The following is a 23,727-nucleotide window of genomic DNA, read 5'->3' as shown; positions in this document are numbered from 1 at the left end:
GCGGCCGACCTTCGGCCGGTGTGCTCCCTCCAGCCCGGCCCGGCCGCCGAGCCCCACCACGGTCGTCCCGAGCCGGCCGGGGCACCCGAGCCGGCCGGCCGTGGGGGGCGGGCCCCGCCCGGGCCCCGGGGGGGGGGGCGCCCCCCCCCCCGCCGGGGCCGGGGGGCCGCCCCCCCCCCCCCCCCCCCCGCGCCCCCCCCCCCCCGCCGGGCCGGGGGGGGGGGCGCCCGCCCCCCCCCCGCGGCGGGGGGGGGCCGCCCCCCCCCCCCCCCCCCCCCCCCCCCCCCCCCCCGCGGCGGCCCGGGCATCGAGAACGGGGGACCCGACGACTCCGGCGCCGCGTCCCACCAACGGTACTCCGGGTATCGATGATGTGCCGCCCCGCCCCGAGCCAGACGCGCCGGTGACCCGTCACCTCTCGGCGGGCTGCCTCGTTCCACACCTACGCCCCGCCGGTGTCGGCTGTCACCGCACGGCAGGGCCGGTGGTGGTGACGCCGGACACGGCGTCAGGCTCGGTCCGGTCGAACGGAGAACTCCGACGAGGTGGCGGTCGTGGCCGAACTCATCTCTGATGTCGCGTCGCCCATGTGGGCGTACGCGCTGCTGCTGATCCTGCTGATCGTCGACGCCTTCGTCCCGGTGGTGCCGACCCAGCTCGTCATGATCACCAGCGGGGCGCTGACCGTGTACGGCGGGCTCAGCCTGCCGCTGACCATCGCGGTCGGGGCGGCCGGTGTGTTCATCGGGGACCTGGCCTGCTACCTGATCGGCCGCAGCACGCCGACCCGCCGCCCGGCACGCGCCACCACACCCGGGCGGGCACGCCGGGCCGCCACCCGGGTCACCCGTGGGCTGCGCGAGCCGGGGCCACTGGTGATCCTGCTCTGCCGCTTCGTGCCCGGCGGACGGATGGCGGCCTGCTTCTCGGCCGGGCGCAGCCGCTACCCGTACCGCCTGTTCCTGCCGTACGAGGCGGCGGCGGCCCTCGCCTGGTCCAGTTACGGCGCGCTCGTCGGTCACCTGGGCGGTACGGCGCTGACCCACTCCGCGTGGCGGCTGCTGCTGATCGGCGGGGTGGCCGCGACGGGATTCGCGCTGGCCGGGTGGGCGATGACCTGGATCAGCAACAACCGGCAGACCCGCGCCGAGGCCACCGCCGACTCCACCGGCACCTGACGCGCAGTTCGGAGCGTTGACCCCCGTCGCATATAAGTCCGGTTTTTCCGTTGGCGGACGAGCGGTTCCAGGAGCACCTGATCAACTTGAAGGAAGAGCAGCCATGAGCGGTGGGGCGAACTGGCGCGACGTCAAGGCGAAGGCCCGAAGTATCGACCCCTCGTGGGACGACAGCGAGCGTGTCGCCCGGCGGGGACAGCTCCGAGAGAAGATGCTGGCTTCGGTCAGCGGCGCGCAGCTGGCGGAGATCCGCAAGCAGCTGGGTATGACCCAGGCTCAACTGGCGGAAGCGGCGGGCTTGTCTCAGGCGCGGATCAGCCAGATCGAGAATGGCGAGAGCGTCAACCTGGAGATCCTTCGCGCCTATGTGACCGGACTGGGCGGACACCTTGATGTGGTCGCCCGGATCGGGAACATCCGCCTCGACGTAGCCTGACGCGGTTCTCGGGGGTCCGGTAGGGGACGACCCGGGTAGCGAAGTGGGTGGTGGTCCCGGATCCGTCTGGGGCGGTTGCGGCGACAGGCTGGCCGTATGGCTGGAACGCGGAGAAGCGGCCTGCTGGCCCTCGGCGGGATCGTCCTGGCGGCGGTACTCGCGGTGAACGGTCACCTCGAGGTGAGCGACGACCTGGATCCCTGGTCGCTGACCGTCAGCGACTTCGCCGTCTCCGACCGGGGCGGCGTGATCGACACCGCGATGGCGGTCCTTGCGGCGGCAAGTCTCGTGCTGCTGCCCGCGCTGCGCCGCTCCGGCGCGGGCCGGGCCCCGCTCGCCCTGCTGACCGCCTGGTCGGCCGGGCTGCTGGCCGCCGCCGTGGTGCCCACGAACGAGCCGGGTACGCAGATGGACACCGCCGCGTACGTGCACCGGTACGCCTCGGTGCTGTCGTTCCTGGCCCTGCCGGTGGCCGCCTGGCTGCTGGCCCGCCACCCGGTCAGCGACGCCGCCGCCTGGCTGCGCGGCCTGACCGTAGCCAGCCTGCTCCTGGCCGGCGCGATGATCTGGTCCGCCTATCCCGGCGACCGCGCGCTGCTCGGCCTGATCGAGCGCGCGCTCATCCTCACCGAGACGGCCGTCATAACCACCCTGGCGGTGCACGCCACCCGCCGCACCCCGGCCGAGACCGGCGATCATGCAGTTGCGGCCCGCACAGAACGGGCATACCGGCTGGATCGGGGGCCACAACTGCATGATCGACGAGCGAGGGCCGCTACTCCAGCTCGTGGAGCATGAGCTGACGGGCGGCCTCGGTGATGGAGCCGGACAGGCTGGGGTAGATGGTGATGGTGTGGGCCAGCTCGTTGACGGTGAGGTTGTTCTCCACCGCCATCGTGATCGGCAGGATCAGCTCGCTCGCCTTCGGCGCCACCACCACGCCGCCGATCACCTGACCGCTCGCCGGCCGGCAGAACAGCTTGACGAAGCCGTCGGCCAGGTCGTCCATCTTCGCCCGGGCGTTGCCGGACAGCGGCAGCATCACCTGGCGGGCCGGGGTCTTGCCGGCGTCCACCTCGTCCTGCGAAACGCCGACGGTGGCCAGTTCCGGGTCGGTGAAGACGTTCGCGGCGACGGTACGCAGCCGCAGCGGCCGGACCGCCTCGCCCAGCGCGTGCCACATGGCGATCCGGCCCTGCATGGCAGCGACGCTCGCGAGCGGCAGCACCCCGGTGCAGTCACCCGCCGCGTAGATGCCCGGCACATTGGTACGGGAGACGCGGTCCACAGTCACGTAACCGCCCCGGGCCAGCTCCACGCCGTACTCGGCCAGGCCCAGGTCGGCGGTGTTCGGAATCGAGCCGACAGCGATCAGCGCGTGCGAACCGGTGACCTGACGGCCGTCGGAGAGCACCACCTCCACCCCGTCGCCGGCCCGGCGGACCGCCTCGGCGCGGGAGTTGTTCAGGATGCTCATGCCCCGGGCGCGGAACACCCGCTCGATCGCCATCGCGGCGTCGGCGTCCTCGTGCGGCATTACCCGGTCCCGGCTGGAGACGAGTGTGACCTTGACGCCCATGGCCAGGTACGCGCTGGCGAACTCGGCGCCGGTCACGCCGGAGCCGACCACGATCAGGTGCTCGGGCAGCTCGGGCAGGTCGTACACCTGGCGCCAGGTCAGGATGCGCTCACCGTCCGGTACGGCGGTGGGCAACTGGCGGGGGGTCGCGCCGGTCGCGACGAGCACCGTCGACGCGGCGATCGAGTAGTCCGCACCGCCGCCGGCCGGGGTGACGATCACCCGGTGGGTGTGACCGAGCGTGTCCTCGCCCAGCCGGGCGGTGCCGGCCACGAACTCGACGCCGGCCTTCACCAGCTTGGTGTGGATGTCGGCGGACTGGGCCAGGGCGAGCCGCTTGACCCGCTCGTGCACCGCCGAGGCGTCGACGGTGACCGCCTCCAGGCCGTCGGAGTGCACCCCGAACTCCTCGGTGTCCCGGTAGCCGGTGACCACCTCGGAGCTGGCGATGAACGTCTTGGAGGGCACGCAGTCGGACAGCACACAGGCGCCGCCGGCGCCTTCCGCCTCGACCACTGTGACATCGGCGTCCAGCTGCGCGGCGACCAGAGCCGCCTCGTACCCGGCCGGCCCGCCGCCGATGATCACGATCTGGCTCACAGAGCCGTCCCTTCGTCGAAACTCACAGTGACTTTCTTCTCCCCGCCGGGTTCGACACGCACTGTCGTATTCTCCCCCACCCGTCGGCCGGGCTATGGTCGTCGCCGTGGGTCTCTACGCTGCTTACGGCTCGAACCTGGATCCCGCCCGCATGCGCGCCTACTGCCCGCACTCGCCGATGGTGGGCACCGGCTGGCTGGAGGGGTGGCGGCTCACCTTCGCCGGCGAGGACGTCATCGGCTGGGAGGGCTCGGTCAGCACCGTGGTCGAGTCCCCGGGTGACCGGGTGTTCGTGGCGCTCTACGACATCCACCCGTACGACGCCGCGCAGCTCGACGAGATCGAGGGCGTGACCGCCGAGACGTACCGCAAGCTGACGGTCCGCGTCTCGACGCTGGACGGAGACGTGACAGCGTGGGTCTACGTGTTCGACGGGTACGAGGGCGGACTGCCCACCGCGTGGTACCTGTCGGAGCTGGCGAACGCCGCGGAGAAGGCGGGCGCGCCGGACGACTACGTCACCGAGCTGCGGTCCCGCCCCACCGGCACCGCGTCGGCGTAGCGCGTCTCCCACACCGACAGTGTGCGCCGCGCGGCCGCAGCCGCGCTCGGCGGCCCCGGTACGGGGGTGCCGGGTCACACCCGCGAGGCGGGCACACTCCGCTCGTACATGTCGACCCAGCGTTCCTCCACCAGCCCGACGGAGCGGTAGAGCGTGACCGGCGCGGTCGGGTTGGCCAGGTCGACGCCGAGCCCCGCCCCGGCGCGGCCCTTCGCCGCGTAGACCGCGAAGGCCCGGCGCAGCAGCGCCGCGCCCACCCCCCGGCGCCGGTACGCGGGCAGCACCGACAGCGTCCGCACCCACCCCCGGTCCTGGTCGAGCGCCTGGTCGGAGGACTGGAGCGCGCCGGCCGGCTCGCCGTCGACCTCGGCCAGGAACCACTCGTCCCAGACCTTGCCGTACGACGGCAGCAGATCCCGCCACTGCTCGAAGTCGAGCGGGTCGTGGTCCGGGGTGTCCCGGAACGCGGTGTCATAGATGCGGTGGAACAGCCGCAGGTCGCTCTCGTCGCCGGCGCGCAGCGGCCGGACGGTCACCCCGGGCGGGGGCGCCGGTTCGGCGGGCAGACCGGCCAGCGACCGGGTCATCCGGATGTAGCGCTTGAGCCGGGTGAACCCGGCCTCGGTCAGCTCGCCCGCCCAGCGGGTCTCCGGCGCGTACACCCCGGCGCGGGCGGTCAGCGCGGGCAGGCCGCGCTCGGCGGCCCGCTCGGCGACCCGTTCCAGCAGCCGGGCCAGCAGCGGGGCACGCAGGTCGGCGCCGCGGTCGGGGTCGACGAGCACGTCCACCCACTCCCGGCCCACGCCGCTCGGGTTGGCCAGGATCGACCAGGCCACCGCCGTACCGTCCGGGTCGGTGACCAGCCAGGAGTCGCGGGCCGGGTCGACGAACGGCGCGGTCAGCGCGGACCGCACGTCCTCGTCGTCGAAGTCGGGGTGGCCGACGGCGAACGTGTCGGCGGCGTGCACCACCGCCAGGATCGCGGGCACGTCGTCGAGGGTCGGGCGGCGGGCCGACCAGCCGGCGGGAAGCGTCACGGGCCAGATCCTGGCAGCCGGACCGGGCGCATCGCCTCCCATTTATCCGCCGCGGGCGCGCTGCCGCGCGGCACCGAGCAGACCCAGCAGCTCGGCGCCCTCGGCGGTGCTCAACGCGCGGAACGCCGCCGAGGCCAGCCGGTCGGTCACCGCCTCGGCCCACAGTCGGCGCCGTACCAGCGGCCCGACCGGCGGGTACGGGGGCGCCCAGCCGCACGCGGCCGCGCCCGCCTCGCCCTCCGGCCCGGCCAGCACCGCCTCCAGCGGCGTCAGTCCGGCCGCGCGCACCGCCAGGAGGTACGCCCCGGCGAAGTGCTCGCGCAGCAGCAGCATGCCGACCGCCGCCCGCGCGCCGGGTGACGGTTCGGGCACCGGCATGGCCCGCCAGGCGGCGAACAGCGGCATGCCGCTGGCGTCCGCCGCGTCGACCGCCCGGCCCAGCAGCGCGGCGAGCCGCGCCGACTCGGCGCCGTCACCGAGCCGGGCGGTGCCCCACCGGCAGCACTCGGCCAGGTTGGCGGCGGCCACCTCGATCGGCGGGACGGTCCGCGCGGCGGCGTCCCAGCCGTCGGTGACCGCCTCGGGCGCGATGAAACCGAGGGCCGCGGCCACCGTCTCGGCGCGGACGTCACCGAGGGCTCCGGCCCGCCCGGTGATGTAGAAGGCCCACCCGGAGATGCCGAGCAGCCGCGCCCGGCGCAGCGTGGACGGGCAGCGGGCGAACGCCTCTCCGAGTTCCAGCACGAGCGGCTTGCAGGCGGCGGCGAGCTGTTCCGGAGTCATCGGCGGCCCGTCACCGTCACTCCACCGTAGCCATTCATCACGCTCAGTCTGCCGGGTGCTCACCGGTGTCGGCATCCCCCTCTTCGGCGTCGAGCGCCTCCAACACGGCCTCCACCTCGCCGGCCCGGCGCCGAGCCGCGGTGACCGCCCGTTCCGCGCCACGGCGGGCCAGCCGGGCCCGGCTCAGCTCCTGCTCGGCCACGGCCCGGCGACGCTCCAGCTCGGCCAGTTCCGTCTCGATCCGGTCCAGCGCCGCGGCGCCGTCCCGCTCGGCCGCCTCGGCGGTTCCCAGCTCCTTCTCGGCCCGGTCCAGGTCCGCGCGGGCCCGGGTCAGCTCCCGGGTCGCGGTCCGCCGTCGCCCGGCCCGTTCGGCCCGCGCCGCCCGCTCGTCGCGGGCCCGGCGCGCGTCGGCCCGCTCGGCCGCCCGATCCGGTACGACAGGCGTCTCCCCGCCCTCGGTCACGAGCCGCAGCTGGGGGCGGGGCACCTCGCCGAACCCGGCGTAGTGGCTGGCCCGCAGCAGGCGTCCGGCGCGTACCTGCTCGGCCACCTCGGTGTCCGACAGCGCGGCGTTGAGTGTCGCCTCCACCTCGCCCAACGGCAGTTTCCCGGCCGGTGGCGCGGCGGGTTCGGCGGCGGCGAGCCGGCGTACCTCGGCCACCAGCGCGCCCACGACGGCGCGGCGCTGCGCGGACAGTTCCCGCAGTTTGCCGCCGCGCAGGTCGCGTTGCGCGGCGCGCAGCGCCCCGGCCAGCTGGGTGAGGTCGGCGACCAGCTCGGGACGGCGGATGGCCAGCAGGTTGACCAGCCAGGCCGCCACCGTCGGCCGGCGCAGTCTGCCGATCTCCCGGGCGGTACGCGGGTCGCCGGACTGCCGCGCCTGCGCGACGGCGGCGTCCCGGGCCGCGACGAACCGGTCCGGCGGGGTGGCGTAGAGCCGCCGGATCACCTCCGCGGGCACCTCGGCCATGGTCAGGCGTCGATCCGGGTGCCCGGCTCCAGACGGCGGTAGTCGGTCTTGGACAGCGCCGTGTACTGCCGGTCCAGCACGCCGAGGCCGTTGTCGTTCAGTAGCCCGTCGTGCAGCGCGTACGCCCGGCGCGGCGCGACCGCGCGGATGAAGTCGACCACCTCGGAGAACTTCGACCAGGGCGCGTGGATCGGGGCGAAAAGCGTGTCCACCCGCACGTCGTCGGGGACGAACAACGCGTCGCCCGGGTGGTACACCACGTCGGCGAAAAGGTAGCCGAGGTTCTGGATCACCGGGATGTCCGGGTGGATGACCGCGTGCTGCCCGCCGTACGCCCGCACCGGCACCCCGGCGACGGTGAACGACTGTCCCGGCTCGACCGTGACGAGCGCCTCGGCCGCGTCGCCGAGCACCCCGGCGAGCGAGGCCGGGCCGTGCACCGGCACCGGCCGCCGCTCCAGCGCCCGGGTCAGCGCGCCGACGTCCACATGGTCCGGGTGTTCGTGGGTGATCAGCACCGCGTCCGCACCGTCCAGCGCCGCCGGATCGCTGAAGACACCCGGGTCGACGACAAGCACCGCACCGTCGTGCTCCAGCCGGAGGCAGGAGTGGGCGTACTTGGTCACCTGCATCGTGATCCCTCGCTTATCGAATCGTGATGTCCTCAGCGCAGTCTGCCGGAACCGGCGCGACCACGCGTCACGTCCGAGGTATCGGTCCCGGCGGGCGGGGCCGTCGAGGATCGGAGTACGGGGCATGGGTGGACGGCGACTCCGGGGCGTGGCCCTGGTGGCGGTGGGGCTGATAGCGGCGCTGGGCGTGGGCGCGTGCAGCGCGGGCGGAGACGGTGGCGGCGACTCGGCCGCGCCGGCCGCCGACAGAGGCGCGGGGAGCGAGCAACTCGCCGAGGGCGGCGCGGACAGCGACCAGGCCGCTCCCGGCGGCACCGGCGGCGCGGACCTGCGGGTCGACCAGCGGTCCATCATCTACACCGGGACCATGCAGGTGCGGGTGGACGATGTGGAGGCCGCCGCGCGGGAGGCGACCACCGCGGTGACGGCGGCCGGCGGGTTCGTCGGCGCCGACCGGCGGTCGAGCCGGGCCGCCGAGGCGCGGGCCGCGCTGACGCTGCGGGTGCCGGCGGACCGGTTCACCGCGGTGATCGACCGGCTCGCCGGTCTCGGCCGGCAGGAGCGCCGGGAGATCCGCACCGAGGACGTCACCGAGCAGGTGGTCGACCTGGACGCCCGGATCGCCACCCAGCGGGCGCGGGTGGAGAGCGCCCGCAAGCTGCTCGCCCGCGCCACGTCGGTGGACGAGCTGGTCCGGCTGGAGAACGAGGTGGGCACCCGGCAGGCGGACCTGGCGTCGCTGGAGGCCCGCAAGCGCCGGCTGGCGGACCTGACCGCGCTGTCCACCATCACCGTGACGTTCCTCGGTCAGGACGCCAGCACCGCCGACGAGGAGGCCGACCTGGGCTTCCTGGCCGGGCTGGGCGGCGGCTGGTCGGCGTTCCTGGCCTCGGCCCGGGTCCTGCTCACAGTGCTCGGCGCGGTGCTGCCCTTCGCGGTGGTGATCGGCGTACCGCTGTGGTTGCTGCTGCTGTGGCGGCGCCGGGTGCGGGCCCGGCGGACGCCGCCGCCCGGCCCGGGCGCGATGCCGCCGCCCGGCCTGGGCCCGATGCCGCCGGGCCCGGCCGGGCCGGCCGACGGTCCGGTCAGCGCGCCGCCGCCAGTGCCCGCAGCGCGGTCTGGACCATGAGGCGTACGCCGGCTTCGATGGCGCGCTCGTCCACGTCGAACGAGGCCCGGTGCAGGTCCACGTTGGGCCCGCTCCGGCCGACGCCGAGGCGGGCGAGCGCGCCCGGCACGTGCTCCAGGTACCAGGAGAAGTCCTCGCCGCCCATGCTCTGCGGCGTCTCGGCGATGCCATCGGGGCCGAGCGCCGCGGCGGTGGCGGCGGTGAGCACGCCGATGGCGCCGGCGTCGTTCGTCACGGGGGGCCGGCCGCGCAGGTATTCCAGGTCGACTGTGGCGCCGGTGGGCGCGAGCACGTCCCGCACCACCTGAGCGACGATCTCGGGCGCCCGGTCCCAGGTGTCGCGGTCCATCACCCGCAGCGTGCCGGCCGCGCACGCCTCGGACGGGATGACGTTGTAGCGGGTGCCGGCCGAGGCGTGGCCGAACACCAGCAGCAGCCCGCTGTTGGCCGGCACCCGGCGGCTGATCAGCGTCGGCACCTCGGTCACCAGCCGGCCGAGCGCGTCCACCAGGTCGACGGTCAGGTGCGGGCGGGCGGTGTGCCCGCCGGGTCCGGTGAGCCTGACGGTGACGTTGTCGGCGGCGGCGGTGATCGGGCCGACCCGCAGGCCGACCTTGCCCACCGGCAGGTTCGGGTCGCAGTGCAGCGCGAAGATCTGCACCACGTCCTCCAGGCCGCCGGCCTCGATGACCTCCAGCGAGCCGCAGGGCAGGATCTCCTCGGCGGGCTGGAAGATCAGCCGGACCCGGCCGTCGAGCCGGCCGGTGTCGGCGAGCTGGGCCAGCAGCATGCCGACGCCGAGCATCACCGACGTGTGCACGTCGTGGCCGCAGGCGTGGCAGACGCCCTCCACGGTCGAGCGGTACGGCACGTCCTTCGGGTCGCTCAGCGGCAGCGCGTCGATGTCGGCGCGGAGCGCGATCACCGGCCCGTCCGGGCGCCCGTCGATGTCGCAGATGACGCCGTTGCCCTTCGGCAGCAGGCGCGGCTTGAGACCGGCGAGGGACAGCTCACGGTGCACCAGCGCGGCCGTCTCGAACTCCTCGCCGGACAGTTCCGGGTGGGAGTGGAGGTGACGGCGCGTTTCGATGAGGCCGGGTACGCGCAGCGCGAGCAGATGGTCGAGCTCGAAGGGCAGGGGCTGGTAACCGGTCGGCGCCTCGGGCCGGGACGACGCCAGCGGGCCGCCGGAAGGCAGCGTCAACGCACTCGTCACGTCGAATTCTCGATCACTAGAAGTGGATGGATCTTCGGGTCGGACAGCAGACAGCCTAGACCTCCGACGGTGACGCTGCGCAACATCTTTCGTGTAGCGGTCGGACCGCGCAGCGTCACGAATGCCCTGGTGGGAGGGCTCGAATATCTGCGGGACAGCAGGTAGATCGCGGTCAAACGCCGTCATCCGCCCCCCACCTCCTACAACGCGTAACCGTTTCAGCGGCCCCCAAATACCCGTCAGCCGTTCCGAATTGTCGCATTAGTCGTGGCAATTAACTGCCGCTCCGACAATTGCCCGACAACTGTCGGCTGCCGGAGGACTCCCGACGGTGACACGACCGCCCGACAGCCGCCCGCACACGCTGTCCGTCCCCGTTCACCCGATCGGGTTACCCGGATCGCCGGATCGCACACGCGCGACGGCGGCCCACGCCACGCACCGCAGTGCGCGGCGGGGCCGCCGCCGGACGGTTCAGAAGCGGTCGCTGGGCCGGTAGATCCCCCACACCTCGCGCAGCGTGCCGCAGACCTCGCCGACGGTGGCGCGGGCCCGCAGCGCCTCCTTCATCGGGTAGAGCACGTTGGCGTCCCCCTCGGCGGCGGCACGCAGCTCGGCCAGGGCCCGCTCCACCGCGCCCGAGTCCCGCTCGGCGCGCAGCCGGGCCAGCCGCTCCCCCTGCGCCGCCTCGATCGCCGGGTCCACCCGCAGCGGCTCGTACGGCTCCTCCTCGTCGATCTGGAACCGGTTGAGGCCGACCACCACACGCTCGCCCGAATCGATCTCCTGGGCGATCCGGTACGCGGACTGCTCGATCTCCCGCTTCTGGAACCCGGCCTCGATCGCGTCCACCGCCGAACCGTGGTCGAAGACCCGGTCCATCAGCTCGGTGGCCGCCGCCTCCACCTCGGCGGTCATCGCCTCCACCACGTACGACCCGGCGAACGGGTCGACGGTGGCGGTCAGGTCCGTCTCGTACGCCAGCACCTGCTGGGTGCGCAGCGCCAGCCGGGCCGCCTTCTCGGTGGGCAGCGCGATGGCCTCGTCGAAGCTGTTCGTGTGCAGCGACTGGGTGCCGCCGAGCACCGCGCCGAGACCCTGCACCGCCACCCGGACCAGGTTCACCTCCGGCTGCTGGGCGGTGAGCTGCACACCGGCGGTCTGGGTGTGGAACCGCAGCATCATCGACTTCGGATTCTTCGCGCCGAACTCGTCGCGCATCAGCCGGGCCCAGATGCGCCGGGCCGCGCGGAACTTGGCGACCTCCTCCAGCAGCGTGGTGCGGGCCACGAAGAAGAACGACAGGCGGGGCGCGAAGTCGTCCACGGCCAGCCCGGCGGCGAGCGCCGCGCGGACGTACTCCACGCCGTTGGCGAGGGTGAACGCGACCTCCTGCGCGGGCGTGGCGCCGGCCTCGGCCATGTGGTAGCCGGAGATGGAGATGGTGTTCCACTTCGGCACCTCGGCGCGGCAGTACGCGAAGGTGTCGGCGACCAGCCGCAGCGAGGGCTTCGGCGGGAAGATGTACGTCCCCCGGGCGATGTACTCCTTGAGGATGTCGTTCTGGATCGTGCCGTTGAGCGCCGCCCCCGGCACGCCGTTCTCCTCGGCCACGAGCTGGTAGAGCAGCAGCAGCACCGAGCCGGGCGCGTTGATGGTCATCGAGGTGGAGACCTTGTCCAGCGGGATGCCGCCGAACAGCGTGCGCATGTCCTCGATGGAGTCGATGGCGACGCCGACCTTGCCCACCTCGCCGTGCGCGATCGGGTCGTCCGAGTCGTACCCCATCTGGGTGGGCAGGTCGAACGCGACGGACAGGCCCATGGTCCCGGCGCGCAGCAACTGGTGGTAGCGCGCGTTGCTCTCGGTCGCGGTGCCGAACCCGGCGTACTGTCGCATCGTCCAGGGCCGGGACGTGTACATCGTCGGGTAGACCCCGCGGGTGTACGGGAACTCGCCCGGCTCACCCAGCCGGGCGTCCAGGTCCGCCGGAAGGTCTGCCGCCGTGTAGACGCCCTGGATCGGGAAACCCGACTCGCTTGACCGCGCATCGCTCATTACCGGATGGTAGGACGAGCAGACCGCCTGGTGGGTGAGGGATACCGCACACCTCACGGCGGCGTCCCACCGGAGGTGAGCGAGCGACCACATACCGTCGAGTAGGTAAACGCCCGCCGCGTCGGGTTTCGCATCGGGCGTCGGAACCAGCAAGATAGAGGGGTTGTGTCCCAGCCCCCTCGATATCCCCCGGTGGCTTTTCTGTGACTCAGATTCCGACGTGGAGCGGCGGACCGGCCAGTCCTCCCACTGGACGCGCGGCGCCCGGCACCACCATCGGTGGTCGCTACTCGCTGCGCTCCCCGGTGGGCAACGGAGGCATGGGCACGGTCTGGCGGGCCACAGACACGTTGCTGCGCCGTGATGTGGCGGTCAAGGAGGTCGTCCTCCCGCCGGGGCTCGCCCCGAGCGACCGCGACGCGCTCTACGAACGGACACTGCGGGAGGCCCGCGCCGCCGCCGCGATCCAGCACCCGGCAGTGGTGCAGGTCTACGACGTGGTCACCGAGGGTGGCCGCCCCTGGATCGTGATGGAGCTGCTGGACGCCCGCAGCCTGGCCGACATGGTGATCGAGGACGGGCCGGTCGCGCCGCGCGCCGTCGCCAAGATCGGGATCGCGCTGCTCGGCGCCCTGGAGGTGGCACACGCGATCGGCGTGCTGCACCGCGACGTCAAGCCGGCGAACGTGCTGATCTGCACCGACGGCCGCTGCGTCCTCACCGACTTCGGCGTCGCCCGGATGCCCACCGACGTGCAGCTCACCACGCCCGGCATGGTGCTCGGCTCGCCGCACTTCATCTCCCCCGAGCGGGCCATGGGCCAGGAGTTCGGGCCGCCCAGCGACCTGTTCTCGCTCGGCGTGACGCTCTACACGGCGGTCGAGGGCCGGCCACCGTTCGACAAGGGCGACCCGATCGAGACCATGCACGCGGTGGTCGAGGACCCGCCCGCCACGCCGCAGCGCAGCGGCCCGCTCACCGGCGTGCTGATGGGGCTGCTGGAGAAGGACCCGGCCCGCCGGATGGACGTGCACCGGGCCCGCGCCAACCTGCGCGAACTGCTCGCCGGGCCGCTGACCAGCACCGCCACCGCCGTCAACTCGGTCACCGACCCGTACGCGGTGGTGCCGGTGCCGCGCCCGACCACGCCGCCGGCGATCGCGGCGGAGCCGAAGCCGAGCGGGCAGATCGGCGGCCGGGCGATGATCGGCCCGGAAGAGTCGCTCACCGACCGGCTCGCCGCGCTGCGCCGCGGTGAGCGGCCCACGGCCGAGAAGCCGGCGACGGCGGCCGCGCTGGACGAGACGAGCGCCGACGCGCTGGCCGGTCCGCTGCACACGCCGACCGGCGCGATGTCCGGGCCGGGCACGCCGGAGGCCACCCAGCGCATCTCGCCGGACGCCACGGTCCGGCTCGGCCAGGGCGCCGCGGACGCGACCCAGGCGGTGCCCACCGCCGTGCCGGCCACGTACGGCCGCACCGTCGACGCCACCCAGCCGGTTTACGGCGGCAACCAGTGGTCGGTGCCCGGCACCGGCCAGCCGTGGACCACCCCGTCCACCGCCCCGGACACCGCCGGTGGCGGCGGCGCGAAGGGGCTGCTCGGCCGGGTGAAGGCGTGGCCGCGCAAGGTCCAGCTCGCCGCCGCCGGTGGCCTCGCCGTGGTGCTGCTGCTGGGCGTGATCGCGCTGACCAGCGGCGGCGACGACGCGCCCCCGCCGATCGTGGGCACGCTGCCGTCGAACTCGGCCGCCGCCTCCCCGGTGGAGATGCAGGAGCAGACCGTCAAGGGCGTGACCATCCAGGTGCCGAAGGGCTGGCAGCGGCAGACCGGCGGCCTCTACGTCGACTACGTCGACCCGGAGGACGAGGGCCGCAAGGTGCGGGTCATCGCCGAGCCGTGGGGCGGCACCTCGATCAGCTGGGCCGAGTTCGCGTCGCGGAACCTGAAGAAGAACAGCGCCAAGAGCAAGAACTGCCCCGCCCCCTACACCGAGGTGTCGGTCTCCGAGCAGCCGCTGGCCGGGCAGACCGGCGGCCAGCTCGAATACACCTGCGGCGAGGGTGAGTCCATGCGCCACGGCATCTGGCGGGGCCTGGTCAAGGACGGCAAGGTCTACTCGTTCTACCTCTCCTCGACCGACGCGCGGTTCGCCGAGAGCAAGCCGATCTTCGACGCGATGGCCGGCTCGTTCCAGCTCACGGCGGCCAACTGAGTCGAGGCCGACGGCCAGTGGTGATCCGCCGCCGTGCTTTCATGAGGCAATGGCGGCGGAAACCACTGACCTTGACGACCTTCGCGTACGGGCCGAGCGCTGGCTCGCCGACGACCCGGACCCGGCCGACCGCGACGAGCTGCGCGCGGTCCTCGACGGGCTGCCCGGCACGGCGGCCGACCTGGCCGACCGGTTCGCCGGTCCGCTGACCTTCGGCACCGCCGGGCTGCGCGGCCCGCTGCGCGCCGGGCCGAACGGCATGAACCTCGCCGTGGTCACCCAGGCCGCCGCCGGGCTCGTCGGCTGGCTCGCCGCCCAGGGCGGCGAGGGCCCGCTGGTGATCGGGTACGACGCCCGGCGCGGCTCGCGTGCCTTCGCCGAGCGCACCGCGCAGGTGGCCACAGGTGCGGGCCGCCCGGCGCTGCTGCTGCCCCGGCCGCTGCCCACGCCCGTGCTGGCGTTCGCGGTCCGGCAGCTCGGCGCGGTCGCCGGAGTGATGGTGACGGCCAGCCACAACCCGCCGCAGGACAACGGCTACAAGGTCTACCTGGGCGCACGGCTCGGCGGTGAGCTGGGCGCGGGCGCGCAGATCGTGCCGCCCGCCGACGCCGGGATCGAGGCGGCCATCCGGTCCGTCGGCCCGCTCGCGGCGGTGCCGCTCGGCCCGGCCGGTCAGGTGCTCGGCGACGACCTCGTGGCCGCGTACGTCGAGCGGGCCGCCGCCGTGGTGGATCCGACCGGACCGCGGGACCTGAGGGTGGCGTACACGCCGCTGCACGGGGTGGGCGCCGCGGTGCTGACCGCCGCGTTCGCGCGCGCCGGGTTCGGCGTGCCCGGGGTGGTGCCCGAGCAGGCCGAGCCGGACCCGGCGTTCCCGACCGTGAGCTTCCCGAACCCGGAGGAGCCGGGCGCGGTGGACCTGCTCGTCGCGCTCGCCGACCGCACCGGCGCGGACCTCGCCATCGCCAACGACCCGGACGCGGACCGCTGCGCGGTGGCCGTACGCGACGCCGGGTCCTGGCGGATGCTGCGCGGCGACGAGGTGGGCGCGCTGCTCGCCGACCACCTGATGCGGCGCGGCGTGACCGGCCTGTACGCCACCACGATCGTGTCGTCGGCGCTGCTCCGGGCCATGGCGGCGGCCCGGGGCCTGCCCTACGACGAGACGCTCACCGGGTTCAAGTGGATCGTGCGGGCCGGCGGCGGCCGGGAGCCGCTGGTGTACGGCTACGAGGAGGCGCTGGGCTACTGCGTCGCCCCCGAGCACGTGCGGGACAAGGACGGCATCACCGCCGCGCTGACTGTCGCCGAGCTGGCCGCCGGTCTCAAGACCGAGGGCCGTACGCTGCTCGACCGGCTGGACGAGCTCGCAGCCGAGTTCGGCGTGCACCACACCGAGCAGCTCTCGGTGCGGGTGGAGGACCTGCGGGTGATCGCGGACTCGATGGCGCGGATCCGGGCGGCCACCCCGACCGCGCTGCTCGGGCAGCCGGTGACCGAGGCGTCCGACCTGCTCCCCGACGCGGACGTGGTGATCCTGCGCACCGGCGCGGCCCGGGTGGTGATCCGGCCGTCGGGCACCGAGCCGAAGCTCAAGGCGTACCTGGAGGTGGTGGAGCCGGTGAGCGGCGGCGACGTGCCGGCGGCCCGGCAGCGAGCGCGTGCCGCGGTCACGGAGCTGCGCAACGAGATCGCCGCCGCCCTAGGCCTCTGACCCCGGTGAAGGAAGGGCCCCTTGTTAACGCCTGGCGTTAACAAGGGGCCCTTCCTCTACCGGAGGCGTTAAGAGGGGGCCCTTCCTTACCGCTTGCCGAGGGCGGCGTCGACGGCCTGGCCAGCGCGGCGATGACCAGGCTGATCGACGGGCGTACCACGCTGTCGTCAAGGCTCACCGTGCCGGAGAACCCGGCCCCGGCGGCGATCTCCGCCAGCCGCCGGCCGGCGTCCTCGGCGGCCGGGCCGGTCAGCCCCAGCGCCGGTTCCATCCGCAGCACCGCGACGAGCGTGGCGAGCGCGGCGGTCCGCTCGTCCGGGAGCTGCCCGCTGGTCAGCGCGTCGGCGAGCCGCCCCCGGATGTCCGCCTCGACCGAGGCGTCGGCCACCGGGTAGCGGTGCACGTGGATGAAGCCCAGCTCGGTCTCGTCGACGTCCCGCACCACGCCCCGCTCGCAGAGGTCGGAGAGGATCCGGTCGCGCAGCCCGTGCCGCAGTCGCTGCACCCACGACGACGGCGTGTGCGGGGTGTCGGCGGCGATCTTGGCGAGTACGGCGTCCGCGATCGGCTCGCCGGTCGGCGCGGGGTCGACCACCGCCAAGTTCCCGTCCGCGTACGCGACCCGTCCGGCCAGGGCCAGCTCGACCAGCACCGCGGCGGCCATGCCCAGGTCCAGGCTGATCCGCGGCATGGTGGCCTTGCCGGTTTCGTCGTCATACGCGAGGAGCAGCAACTCCTCGGCGAGCGCAACACCAGTCATGGCCCGGAACGCTAGCGCCTCCCCGCACCCCCGCGCATCGACTCGCCGGGTGGGTCCGGCGCCCGGTGCGGAGGGCCGTCCCCCGCACCGGACCGGCCTCAGAAGCGGGGCATGCCGCCGAACTGGCGGTCACCGGCGTCACCGAGGCCGGGGACGATGAACTTCGAGTCGTTCAGACCCTCGTCGATGGAGGCGGTGACCAGGCGCAGCGGCAGGCCGGAGCGCTCCAGCCGCTCGATGCCGACCGGCGCGGCCAGCACGCAGAGCACTGTGATGTCGGTGCAGCCCCGGTCGGCGAGCAGCCGGCAGCAGTGCTCCAGCGAGCCGCCGGTGGCGAGCATCGGGTCGAGCACCAGCACCGGCAGTCCGCTGAGGTCGCGCGGCAGCGACTCCATGTACGCGCGGGGCTCGTACGTCTGCTCGTCGCGGGCCAGGCCGACGAAGCCCATCGACGACTCGGGCAGCAGGCCGAGCGCGGCGTCGGCCATGCCGAGACCGGCCCGCAGCACGGGCACCAGCAGCGGCGGGTTCGCCAGCCGGCTGCCCTCGGTGGCGGTAACCGGGGTCTGGATCGAGTACTTCTCGACCGGGAAGGAGCGCGCGGCCTCGTACACCAGCATGGTGGTGAGTTCGCGCAGCGCGGCCCGGAACGACGACGAGTCGGTCCGGGCGTCCCGCATGGCGGTCAGCCGCGTCTGGGCGAGCGGATGGTCAATGACGTGTACGTCCACGATCGCTCAACCTACCGTTTGGCGGCGCGGCGCAGGGCGGGTGCGGTACGACCAGCGACACCGCTCACGTATGACGCTCACGACCCATGGCTCGTGAGCAAGATCACCCGACTCGCTGGTGCGTACTATTCGGGGCATGACGGCGACAACGACGTCGGCCCGGTCGGACCTCACCGAGCTGGGACGATCCGAGACCGCTCTGCGGACCTTCCTGCACGGCCTGCCCGGCGTGGACCAGGTCGGCGCGGAGCAGCGGGCGGCAGCACTCGGCACCCGCTCCATCAAGACCACCGCCAAGGCCGAGGCGATCGACCTGGCGATCCGGATGGTCGACCTGACCACCCTGGAGGGGGCGGACACCCCCGGCAAGGTGCGGGCGCTGGCCGCCAAGGCGCTGCGCCCCGACCCGGCCGACCCGAGCTGCCCGCACGTCGGCGCCGTCTGCGTCTACCCGTCGATGGTCCCGTACGTGGCCGAGGTGCTGCGCGGCAGCGGCGTGCACCTGGCCAGCGTGGCGACCGCGTTCCCGTCCGGCCAGGCCCCGCTGGAGATCAAGCTCGCCGACGTGCGCGCGGCGGTCGAGGCGGGCGCGGACGAGATCGACATGGTGATCAACCGGGGCGCGTTCCTCGCCGGGCGCTACCAGGAGGTCTACGACGAGATCGTGGCCACCAAGGATGCCTGCGGGGCAGCGCACCTCAAGGTGATCCTGGAGACCGGTGAGCTGGCCACGTACGACAACGTGCGGCGCGCGTCCTGGCTCGCCATGCTCGCGGGCGGAGACTTCATCAAGACCTCCACCGGCAAGGTGCCGGTCGCCGCCACGCCGCCGGTGACGCTGGTGATGCTGGAGGCGGTACGCGACTTCCGCGCCGCCACCGGGCGTCAGGTCGGCGTGAAGCCGGCCGGTGGCATCAAGACCACCAAGGACGCGATCAAGTACCTGGTCATGGTCAACGAGACGGCCGGCGCCGACTGGCTGAGCCCGGACTGGTTCCGGTTCGGCGCGTCCAGCCTGCTCAACGACCTGCTCATGCAGCGCACCAAGCTGACGACCGGCGTCTACGCCGGCCCCGACTACTTCACCCTGGACTGAACGCGATGTTCGAATACGCACCCGCCCCCGAGTCCCGCTCGGTGGTGGACATCAAGCCCTCGTACGGGCTCTTCGTCGACGGCGCGTTCGTCGACCCGGCCTCCGGCGGCAGTTTCAAGTCGGTGAACCCGGCCTCCGAGGAGGTGCTGGCCGAGATCGCCGAGGCCGGCGCCGAGGACGTGGACCGCGCGGTCCGCGCCGCCCGGAGCGCGTACGAGAAGTTCTGGGGTCCGATGCCGGGCCGGGACCGGGCCAAGTACCTGTTCCGGATCGCCCGGATCATCCAGGAGCGCTCGCGCGAGCTGGCCGTGCTGGAGTCGCTGGACAACGGCAAGCCGATCAAGGAGTCCCGCGACGTCGACCTGCCGCTTGTCGCCGCGCACTTCTTCTACTACGCGGGCTGGGCGGACAAGCTCCCCCACGCGGGCTTCGGGCCGGACCCGAAGCCGCTCGGCGTGGCCGCGCAGGTCATCCCGTGGAACTTCCCGCTGCTCATGCTGGCGTGGAAGATCGCCCCGGCGCTCGCCGCCGGCAACACCGTGGTGCTCAAGCCGGCCGAGACCACCCCGCTGACCGCGCTGCTGTTCGCCGAGATCTGCCAGCAGGCCGACCTGCCCGCCGGCGTGGTGAACATCGTCACCGGCGCCGGTGACACCGGCCGGGCGCTGGTCGAGCACCAGGGCGTGGACAAGGTGGCGTTCACCGGCTCCACCGAGGTCGGCCGCGCCATCGCCCGCGCGGTGGCCGGCACCCGCAAGAAGCTCACGCTGGAGCTGGGCGGCAAGGCCGCCAACATCGTCTTCGACGACGCCCCGATCGACCAGGCCGTCGAGGGCATCGTCAACGGCATCTTCTTCAACCAGGGGCACGTCTGCTGCGCCGGTTCCCGGCTGCTGGTCCAGGAGTCGGTGGCCGACCGGGTGCTGGAGTCGCTCAAGCGCCGGATGGCCCAGCTGCGGGTCGGCGACCCGCTGGACAAGAACACCGACGTCGGCGCGATCAACTCCGCCGCGCAGCTCGCCCGCATCCGGGAGCTGTCCGACGCCGGGTCCGCCGAGGGCGCGGAGCGCTGGTCGCCGCCGTGCGAGCTGCCCGAGCGCGGCTTCTGGTTCGCGCCGACCATCTTCACCGGAGTCACCCAGGCGCACCGGATCGCCCGCGAGGAGATCTTCGGCCCGGTGCTGTCCGTGCTCACCTTCCGCACCCCGGCGGAGGCCGTCGAGAAGGCGAACAACACGCCGTACGGGCTGTCGGCCGGGATCTGGACCGACAAGGGTTCCCGGATCCTGTGGGTGGCCGACCGGCTGCGCGCGGGCGTGGTGTGGGCCAACACGTTCAACAAGTTCGACCCGACGTCGCCGTTCGGCGGCTACAAGGAGTCGGGCTACGGTCGCGAGGGCGGCCGGCACGGGCTGGAGGGGTACCTCAATGTCTGAGCGGGTCGCGGTACGCAAGACGTACAAGCTCTTCATCGGCGGGAAGTTCCCGCGCAGCGAGTCGGGACGGTCGTATCTCGTGCAATCCGCGAACGTGTCTCTTGCCTCCCGGAAGGACGCGCGGGACGCGGTTGTGGCCGCCCGCGCCGGGGTGAAGGGCTGGGCCGGGGCGACCGCGTACAACAGGGGTCAGATCCTCTACCGGGTCGCCGAGATGCTTGAGGGCCGGCGCGAGCAGTTCGTCGCCCTGGGCGTCCCGGCCGACGAGGTGGACACGGCGATCGACCGCTGGGTCTGGTACGCCGGGTGGTCCGACAAGCTGCCCCAGGTGTACGGCGGCGCGAACCCGGTGGCCGGGCCGTACTTCAACCTGTCCGCGCCGGAGCCGACGGGCGTGGTCGCGGTGGTGGCCCCCGAGGAGCCCGCGCTGCTCGGCCTGGTGAGCGTGATCGCCCCGGCGATCGTCACCGGCAACACGGTGGTGGTGGCCGCCTCCCCGGCGGCGCCGCTGGCGGCGGTGACGCTGGCCGAGGTGCTCGCCACCTCCGACCTGCCCGGCGGGGTGGTGAACATCCTCACCGGCCGGCTGACCGAGACCGTGCCGACGCTCGCCGCGCACATGGACGTGAACGCGATCGACCTGACCGGCGTCGCCGACGCCGAGCTGGCGGCCGACCTGGAGGTCAGGGCGGCGGAGAACCTGAAGCGGGTGCTGCGGCCGGCGCCGGCCGGCCACGACTGGTACGCCGACCCCGGCGTCACCCGGATGACCATGCTGCTGGAGACCAAGACGGTCTGGCACCCGAAGGGCGTCTGACCGCACGCCGGGGGTCGGAAGGGATCTACTACCGGGGGTAGGATTGCCGGGTGACTCGGCTGGGGGACCTTGAGCGTGCGGTGATGGACGTGCTGTGGGACGCGGCACCCGCCTCGTCGGGCGGCGTGACGGTGCGCGAGGTCGCCGACGCCCTGGACGGCCGCGAACTCGCCTACACGACTGTGATGACAGTGCTCGACCGGCTCGCCGGCAAGGGCATGGTGCAGCGTGAGCGGGAGGGTCGCGCCTGGCGCTACCGTCCCGCCGCCACCCGCGAGGCACACATCGCCCAGCTCATGCTCGAAGCCCTCGACCTCGGCGGCAGCCGGGACGCCGCGCTGGTGCGCTTCGCCCGCTCGGTGACCGGCACGGAGGCGGACGTCCTCCGCGCCGCGCTCAGCGCCGAGGCCGGAGCGACCGGCCCCGCGACCGTCGAGGACGGACCGGTCGGCCGGGTCGAGGATCCCCGGCCCGGCCGGCCGGCGCTCGACGAGGCGACGGACCGGTAGGGCGGCTGCCGTGGCGTACGCCCTGCACTTCGCCGCGATCATCCTGGCCTGCTGGCTGACCGCGCAGGTCCTCGCCGTCGCGCGCTGGACCTGGCGGGCGCCCCGGGTGGCGATCGTCTGCTGGCAGGCGGTCGGGCTGGCGCTCGGCCTGTCGGCCATGGGGCTGCCGATGGCGCTGGGGCTCGACGCGTACGACCGGGCGACCGCGTGGGCGCTGCTGGCGCTGGCCGACGACCTGGCCCACGGCACGCTGCCGGCCGGGGTGGGCGCGGTGCACCTCAGCCTGGTGGGCGTCGGTCTCGGCATCGGCGTGGTGCTGCTCACCACGACGGTACGCAGCCTGCACGGCGCGGTACGCGCCCAGCGCCGGCACCGGGAGCTGCTGCACCTGGTGGCCCGGCACGACCCGACGGTGCCGGGCGCGCTGGTGCTCGACCACCCGAGCGCGGCGGCGTACTGCCTGCCGGGGGTGCGGCCCCGGGTGGTGGTGAGCGCGGGAACGCTCGATCTGCTCGATCCGGCCGAGCTGGCGGCGGTGCTCACCCACGAGCGGGCACACGCCCAGGAGCGGCACGACCTGGTGCTGCTGCCGTTCACCGCGCTGTGCCGGGCGCTGCCCTGGTTCCAGTGGGTGCGGGACGCGCACGCGCGGGTGGCGCTGCTGGTCGAGATGCGCGCCGACGACAAGGCCCGGGAACTGCACGCGGACGCGCCGCTCGCCGGGGCGCTGCGCCGGTTCGCCGCCGCCGAGCACCGGGTGCACCCGGCCGGCACGCTCGGACTCGGCGACCGCGACCTGGACGTACGCGTGCAGCGGCTGCTCGACGCGGACCGCCCGCCGCGGATGCTCGGCGCGATGGCGCTGGCGGTCGCGGGCACGCTCGTCTCCCTGCCGTTCGCCCTGTTCCTGAGCTGACCCCGACCCCTACGGGACTTCTCCGGGTTCGCGCACCCCTATAGGTAGCGATGCTACGTGTAGGTTGGCTACGACAAGAGAGCCAACCCATGGGAGGACGACAGTGGACCCGCTGCTCCTCGCCCGCCTCCAGTTCGCCACCACCACCTCGATCCACTTCCTGTTCGTGGCGGTCACGCTCGGCCTGGTCACGCTCCTGGTCGGGTTGCAGACGGCCGGCTACCTGACCGGCAAGCCGGTGTACGAGCGGCTGACCCGGTTCTGGGGCCAGCTCTACGTGATCAACTACGTGCTGGGCATCGCCACCGGCATCGTGGTGGAGTTCCAGTTCGGGCTGAACTGGAGCGGGCTGTCGCGCTACGTCGGCAACGTGTTCGGCGCGCCGCTGGCCATCGAGACGCTCGTGGCGTTCTTCCTGGAGTCCACGTTCCTCGGCATGTGGATCTTCGGGTGGCACCGGCTGCGGCGCGGCGTGCACCTGGCGCTGCTCTGGGGCGTGGCGATCACCGCGTACGCCTCGGCCTTCTGGATCATGGTCGCGAACGCCTGGCTCCAGAACCCGGTCGGGTACGGGGTCCGCGACGGCGTCGCCCACCTCACCGACTTCGGCGCGCTGCTCACCAACCCCACGTTCGGCATGGCGTTCGGCCACGTCATCTCGGCGAGCCTGGTCACCGGCGGCATGCTGATGGCCGCGGTGAGCGCCTGGCACCTGCTGCGGCGCACCAGCGACTACGCGCTCTTCCGCACCTCGCTGCGGCTCGGCCTGGTCACCGCGGCGCTGGCGGTCAGCATGCTCCAGGGCTTCGGCTTCGCCCAGTTCGGTCCGGTCGCTCAGCTCCAGCCGACCAAGTTCGGCGGCGGGCCGGACCGGGACGCGCTCGTCGCCGACTGGACCGCGCGGTTCGGCCCCGGCGACTGGGAACCGCCGGTGTTGTCGAACGTGGGTCTCGGCTTCATGATCCTGATCGGCTTCACGCTCAGTGCCCTCTGGCTCCTGCTGCCGCTGCTCTGGCGGGACTGGATCATCCGGCTGAGGGTCCCGCTCTGGCTGATCCTGCTCGGCCTGCCGCTGCCCTTCGTGGCGATGCTGCTCGGCTGGATCGCCCGCGAGGTGGGCCGCCAGCCCTGGGCCGCGTACGGGCTGCTGCCCACCGCGCAGGCCGTCTCGCCGGTCTCACCAGGGCTGATGCTCACCTCGCTGATCGGGTTCAGTCTGCTGCTCGGCGCGCTCGCGGTGACCAACTGGACGCTGCTGGCCCGGCACGCCGCCCGGGGCGCGCACGATCCCGCGCTCGGCCGCCCGCCCGCGCCCGACACCGACGCCCACCACCAGTCCGTGTTCGTCTGAG

Annotated in this window: 21 protein-coding genes and 1 pseudogene; 13 read left to right on the top strand and 9 right to left on the bottom strand. The window is 73.5% G+C overall.

Going from position 1 to position 23,727, the window contains the following annotated elements; all coding sequences use genetic code 11:
• The first annotated feature begins 554 nt into the window (after positions 1–554).
• The 3 genes from ACGFIA_RS15325 to ACGFIA_RS15315 all read left to right on the top strand — a co-directional run bounded on the left by ACGFIA_RS15325 (position 555) and on the right by ACGFIA_RS15315 (position 2,412).
• Positions 555–1,178 carry a DedA family protein gene (locus ACGFIA_RS15325; protein WP_357473019.1) on the top strand — a complete coding sequence of 208 codons (624 nt, stop codon included), beginning with the start codon at positions 555–557 and terminating at the stop codon, positions 1,176–1,178.
• Positions 1,179–1,281: 103 nt separating this feature from the next.
• The gene (locus ACGFIA_RS15320) at positions 1,282–1,614 is read left to right on the top strand and encodes a helix-turn-helix domain-containing protein (RefSeq protein ID WP_260037602.1); all 333 of its coding nucleotides are present in this window, start codon (positions 1,282–1,284) and stop codon (positions 1,612–1,614) included.
• Between the two features lie 96 nt (positions 1,615–1,710).
• Positions 1,711–2,412, top strand: a complete 702-nt coding sequence (locus tag ACGFIA_RS15315) for a DUF998 domain-containing protein (protein ID WP_357473022.1) — start codon at positions 1,711–1,713, stop codon at positions 2,410–2,412.
• On the opposite strand, the gene ACGFIA_RS15310 is transcribed toward ACGFIA_RS15315, so the two are convergent.
• Positions 2,390–3,793, bottom strand: coding sequence for an NAD(P)H-quinone dehydrogenase (locus ACGFIA_RS15310; protein ID WP_357381530.1), 1,404 nt, complete (start codon positions 3,791–3,793; stop codon positions 2,390–2,392). The genes ACGFIA_RS15315 and ACGFIA_RS15310 overlap by 23 nt on opposite strands.
• Before the next feature lie 106 nt (positions 3,794–3,899).
• Here ACGFIA_RS15310 and ACGFIA_RS15305 point away from each other — a divergent pair, with 106 nt between their 5' ends.
• Complete coding sequence (locus ACGFIA_RS15305) at positions 3,900–4,355, top strand: gamma-glutamylcyclotransferase (protein WP_354864796.1); 456 nt, start codon at positions 3,900–3,902, stop codon at positions 4,353–4,355.
• A gap of 74 nt (positions 4,356–4,429) precedes the next feature.
• On the opposite strand, the gene ACGFIA_RS15300 is transcribed toward ACGFIA_RS15305, so the two are convergent.
• The 4 genes from ACGFIA_RS15300 to ACGFIA_RS15285 are packed head-to-tail and all read right to left on the bottom strand — an operon-like array spanning position 4,430 to position 7,777.
• A complete protein-coding gene (locus ACGFIA_RS15300; protein ID WP_357473027.1) occupies positions 4,430–5,392 on the bottom strand; it encodes a GNAT family N-acetyltransferase in 963 nt (320 codons plus the stop codon).
• 42 nt (positions 5,393–5,434) lie between these two features.
• On the bottom strand, positions 5,435–6,175 hold the full coding sequence (locus ACGFIA_RS15295) for a hypothetical protein (protein WP_357381524.1): 741 nt from the start codon (positions 6,173–6,175) through the stop codon (positions 5,435–5,437).
• A 43-nt stretch (positions 6,176–6,218) separates the two neighbouring features.
• Positions 6,219–7,145, bottom strand: coding sequence for a hypothetical protein (locus ACGFIA_RS15290; protein WP_357473030.1), 927 nt, complete (start codon positions 7,143–7,145; stop codon positions 6,219–6,221).
• Positions 7,146–7,147: 2 nt separating this feature from the next.
• Positions 7,148–7,777, bottom strand: coding sequence for an MBL fold metallo-hydrolase (locus ACGFIA_RS15285; protein ID WP_357381520.1), 630 nt, complete (start codon positions 7,775–7,777; stop codon positions 7,148–7,150).
• A gap of 124 nt (positions 7,778–7,901) precedes the next feature.
• Between ACGFIA_RS15285 and ACGFIA_RS15280 the strand changes: the two genes are divergently transcribed.
• Positions 7,902–8,906 (top strand): DUF4349 domain-containing protein, encoded by a 1,005-nt coding sequence (locus tag ACGFIA_RS15280; protein WP_393260415.1) that lies wholly within the window; start codon positions 7,902–7,904, stop codon positions 8,904–8,906.
• Here the strand turns inward: ACGFIA_RS15280 and ACGFIA_RS15275 are convergent.
• Together ACGFIA_RS15275 and ACGFIA_RS15270 are read right to left on the bottom strand one after the other, a co-directional pair.
• Positions 8,863–10,122, bottom strand: a complete 1,260-nt coding sequence (locus tag ACGFIA_RS15275; protein ID WP_357381516.1) for an amidohydrolase — start codon at positions 10,120–10,122, stop codon at positions 8,863–8,865. The two genes, ACGFIA_RS15280 and ACGFIA_RS15275, sit on opposite strands and share 44 nt — an antisense overlap.
• Before the next feature lie 474 nt (positions 10,123–10,596).
• Entirely contained in the window at positions 10,597–12,180 is a 1,584-nt protein-coding gene (locus tag ACGFIA_RS15270) for a methylmalonyl-CoA mutase (protein WP_393260412.1), read from the bottom strand.
• Positions 12,181–12,383: 203 nt separating this feature from the next.
• Between ACGFIA_RS15270 and ACGFIA_RS15265 the strand changes: the two genes are divergently transcribed.
• Positions 12,384–14,396 carry a protein kinase gene (locus ACGFIA_RS15265; protein ID WP_357478949.1) on the top strand — a complete coding sequence of 671 codons (2,013 nt, stop codon included), beginning with the start codon at positions 12,384–12,386 and terminating at the stop codon, positions 14,394–14,396.
• Positions 14,397–14,445: 49 nt separating this feature from the next.
• The gene (locus ACGFIA_RS15260; RefSeq protein ID WP_393260409.1) at positions 14,446–16,110 is read left to right on the top strand and encodes a phospho-sugar mutase; all 1,665 of its coding nucleotides are present in this window, start codon (positions 14,446–14,448) and stop codon (positions 16,108–16,110) included.
• Between the two features lie 86 nt (positions 16,111–16,196).
• On the opposite strand, the pseudogene ACGFIA_RS15255 reads toward ACGFIA_RS15260, so the two are convergent.
• Positions 16,197–16,870 (bottom strand): annotated as a pseudogene (locus ACGFIA_RS15255) (GPP34 family phosphoprotein).
• 98 nt (positions 16,871–16,968) lie between these two features.
• On the bottom strand, positions 16,969–17,601 hold the full coding sequence (gene upp / locus ACGFIA_RS15250; RefSeq protein ID WP_393260406.1) for a uracil phosphoribosyltransferase: 633 nt from the start codon (positions 17,599–17,601) through the stop codon (positions 16,969–16,971).
• Between the two features lie 136 nt (positions 17,602–17,737).
• Between upp and deoC the strand changes: the two genes are divergently transcribed.
• The 6 genes from deoC (at position 17,738) to ACGFIA_RS15220 (ending at position 23,726) form a co-directional block, all read left to right on the top strand.
• Complete coding sequence (deoC, locus tag ACGFIA_RS15245) at positions 17,738–18,697, top strand: deoxyribose-phosphate aldolase (RefSeq protein WP_357381505.1); 960 nt, start codon at positions 17,738–17,740, stop codon at positions 18,695–18,697.
• 5 nt (positions 18,698–18,702) lie between these two features.
• On the top strand, positions 18,703–20,133 hold the full coding sequence (locus tag ACGFIA_RS15240; protein WP_393260403.1) for an aldehyde dehydrogenase family protein: 1,431 nt from the start codon (positions 18,703–18,705) through the stop codon (positions 20,131–20,133).
• Positions 20,126–20,950 carry an aldehyde dehydrogenase family protein gene (locus tag ACGFIA_RS15235; RefSeq protein ID WP_393260400.1) on the top strand — a complete coding sequence of 275 codons (825 nt, stop codon included), beginning with the start codon at positions 20,126–20,128 and terminating at the stop codon, positions 20,948–20,950. The genes ACGFIA_RS15240 and ACGFIA_RS15235 overlap by 8 nt, the downstream gene beginning before the upstream one ends.
• Before the next feature lie 50 nt (positions 20,951–21,000).
• Positions 21,001–21,459 (top strand): BlaI/MecI/CopY family transcriptional regulator, encoded by a 459-nt coding sequence (locus tag ACGFIA_RS15230; protein WP_357381498.1) that lies wholly within the window; start codon positions 21,001–21,003, stop codon positions 21,457–21,459.
• 10 nt (positions 21,460–21,469) lie between these two features.
• Entirely contained in the window at positions 21,470–22,375 is a 906-nt protein-coding gene (locus ACGFIA_RS15225) for a M56 family metallopeptidase (protein WP_393260397.1), read from the top strand.
• 103 nt (positions 22,376–22,478) lie between these two features.
• Positions 22,479–23,726, top strand: a complete 1,248-nt coding sequence (locus tag ACGFIA_RS15220) for a cytochrome ubiquinol oxidase subunit I (protein ID WP_393260394.1) — start codon at positions 22,479–22,481, stop codon at positions 23,724–23,726.
• Position 23,727: the final 1 nt, after the last annotated feature.

This window comes from Micromonospora sp. NPDC049203, assembly GCF_043197215.1.
Lineage (GTDB): Bacteria > Actinomycetota > Actinomycetes > Mycobacteriales > Micromonosporaceae > Micromonospora.
This window is presented reverse-complemented; position numbering and strand designations above follow the sequence as displayed.

Bases quoted from the DNA above. Each gene is read 5' to 3' on its own strand.
- ACGFIA_RS15320 (WP_260037602.1), top strand. From the start codon at position 1,282: ATGAGCGGTGGGGCGAACTGGCGCGACGTCAAGGCGAAGGCCCGAAGT.
- ACGFIA_RS15315 (WP_357473022.1), top strand. From the start codon at position 1,711: ATGGCTGGAACGCGGAGAAGCGGCCTGCTGGCCCTCGGCGGGATCGTC.
- ACGFIA_RS15295 (WP_357381524.1), bottom strand. From the start codon at position 6,175: ATGACTCCGGAACAGCTCGCCGCCGCCTGCAAGCCGCTCGTGCTGGAA.
- ACGFIA_RS15290 (WP_357473030.1), bottom strand. From the start codon at position 7,145: ATGGCCGAGGTGCCCGCGGAGGTGATCCGGCGGCTCTACGCCACCCCG.
- ACGFIA_RS15285 (WP_357381520.1), bottom strand. From the start codon at position 7,777: ATGCAGGTGACCAAGTACGCCCACTCCTGCCTCCGGCTGGAGCACGAC.
- ACGFIA_RS15280 (WP_393260415.1), top strand. From the start codon at position 7,902: ATGGGTGGACGGCGACTCCGGGGCGTGGCCCTGGTGGCGGTGGGGCTG.
- ACGFIA_RS15270 (WP_393260412.1), bottom strand. From the start codon at position 12,180: ATGAGCGATGCGCGGTCAAGCGAGTCGGGTTTCCCGATCCAGGGCGTC.
- ACGFIA_RS15260 (WP_393260409.1), top strand. From the start codon at position 14,446: ATGGCGGCGGAAACCACTGACCTTGACGACCTTCGCGTACGGGCCGAG.
- deoC (WP_357381505.1), top strand. From the start codon at position 17,738: ATGACGGCGACAACGACGTCGGCCCGGTCGGACCTCACCGAGCTGGGA.
- ACGFIA_RS15240 (WP_393260403.1), top strand. From the start codon at position 18,703: ATGTTCGAATACGCACCCGCCCCCGAGTCCCGCTCGGTGGTGGACATC.
- ACGFIA_RS15235 (WP_393260400.1), top strand. From the start codon at position 20,126: ATGTCTGAGCGGGTCGCGGTACGCAAGACGTACAAGCTCTTCATCGGC.